1 protein-coding gene and 1 pseudogene are annotated in these 2,121 nt (G+C 67.9%); both read right to left on the bottom strand.

Annotated elements, in window-relative coordinates:
• A pseudogene (locus HMPREF2990_RS08720) lies at positions 1-289 on the bottom strand (ABC transporter ATP-binding protein); the annotation flags it as partial.
• Entirely contained in the window at positions 286-2,064 is a 1,779-nt protein-coding gene (locus HMPREF2990_RS08715) for an ABC transporter ATP-binding protein (protein ID WP_070764130.1), read from the bottom strand. The gene HMPREF2990_RS08715 and the pseudogene HMPREF2990_RS08720, both read right to left, overlap by 4 nt.
• Positions 2,065-2,121: the final 57 nt, after the last annotated feature.

Here is a 2,121-nt window from a genome sequence, read left to right as displayed (position 1 = left end):
CGCGTTCGCCCAGGGAATGCAGCAGGGACGACAGCACCGCTGCGGAATTCGCCCTGCCGACCGTCCCCGCGGCGAGGGACAGCACCGCATGGGCGGCCGCGAGGCCGGCGATGACGCCGGTGAAACGCCACGCCGTCGCATCATCTCCCTCGGCCAGAGCCGACAGCAGCGGCAGCAGCGCGACGAACGCCGCTCCCTGGGCCAGCGCGGCAAGCGTGGCCAACGCAATGAGCCACACCAGCGTCATTCTCGAGCGCCGATCCGTCATCGACCACAAGTCCCGAATCATCGGTTTGCCGCCTTTTCATCGTCTGATTCAGTGCCCCGCGGGGCGGATGGTTCGTCGTCGAGCGCGAACGCGCGCCACAAATCCCGGTAGCGGCCACCGCGCGCAAGCAACTCGTCGTGGGTACCCGCCTCCGCGACCGCTCCCCCATCGAGAACGAGGATGCGGTCGGCGTTGCGGATCGTGCTCAACCTGTGCGCGATCACAATCACCGTCCGCGAACGGGCCAAACGCTCGATTGCGGACTGGATGAGGGCCTCGGAAGCCGGATCCGCGTAAGCGGTTGCCTCGTCGAAGATGAGCACCGGCGCGTCCGTGACGATCGACCTCGCGATGGCCACGCGCTGCGCCTCACCACCGGAAAAGGTCACATCGACGTTGACCACCGAATCCAGGCGCTTCGGCAGCGCCGCGATGACCGCATCGAGGTTCGCGAGCTTCGCGGCCGCCATGATTTCGTCGTCGGTGGCGTCTCTCCTGGCCAGCCGGATGTTCTCCCGCAACGGCAGCGTGAACAACTGCGGATCTTGGAACACCACCGACACCGAGCGGTGCACGTCGCGCACGGCGATGTCGCGAAGATCGACGCCGCCCAGCAGCACCGAGCCTTCAACGGGGTCGTGGAAACGCGCCAACAGCCGGGCGACGGTGGACTTTCCGGAACCGGAGGACCCCACCAGCGCAGTGAGGGTCCCTGGTTCGAACGTCGCGGACATCCCGTCGAGGACCCGCGGCCCATCGCCGTAGGAGAAGACCAGGTTCCGGACCTCGAGCGCGCCTTCGCGTGCGGGCACCGGCTCGGCGGGCTCGGCGATCGGCGGCGTGCTCAGCACCTCCGCGATGGACTTCAGGGCGGCGATCCCCGCGATGATGGGTTCGGAGTTCATGGCCACCCGCACGATCGCCGCGGAGAGTCCAAGGCTGAGAACCAGCCCGGCGACGAGACCCTCCGGTATGCCGCCCGCGGCGTCTCTCAGAGCGAGGCCGGCCCCGCACACCACCGCAAGGACTGTGGTCGGGGACGTCACCACGTCGATGAGCCCGAGATAGATGTTCGACTGCCGGGACCAGGCGGACCACGCGCGGACGAACGACAACGCCGCGGCATCGTAGCGACCCGCGCCCTGGTTAGCGCGCCCGAAGGACTTCATCACCGGGATACCGCGCACCAACTCGATGACCGCGGCCGTCACTCCTTCGGAGGCTCGCTCGTAGTCGCGCTGAAGAGCGGCTCCGCGCGAAATCATCACGCCCATCAGGGCGAAGGTGACCAGCACCGGAACGACCGCCACCACCGCGATCCGCCAATCCACCACGACGAGCGCGATGAGGGAAAGCAGGGGAACCAGCACCGCCACCACGGTCTCACCGACGGTGTGGCCCATGAGCTGGTGGACAGCCGCGACGTCCTTCTCAACCGACTCGATGATTCCCGACGAGCGCCGGGCGTCCAGCCAGCCCAGCGGTAACTTCCGGATTTGGGCGACCAGCCGGCGCCGGAGGTGGAGCTGCAGGTCGTTATCCGCCCGGTGCGAGAGCATGCCGGCGGCGCCGTCCGCGGCCATGCGCACCGTTGCGGCGACGACGATGACAGCCACGGCCAACCACGTCCGATGCTCCGAAGCCTCCGGGTACGTCATCGCGATGTCGATGATGCCGACCAGCGAAGCGACGGTAGCCACCGACGACAGGACGGATAACGCGACCACCGCACGCATCCGGGTCCGAATCGGGGCGAGCAACGACCACGGGCCCACGGTCCCGTCCACGGCGCTCACTTGCCCGCCTCCCCGATCGCGCTTTTCTTCGTGAGAGTGCAGAAGTACACCATGCCG

This window comes from Corynebacterium sp. HMSC071B10, assembly GCF_001814825.1.
Lineage (GTDB): Bacteria > Actinomycetota > Actinomycetes > Mycobacteriales > Mycobacteriaceae > Corynebacterium.
This window is presented reverse-complemented; position numbering and strand designations above follow the sequence as displayed.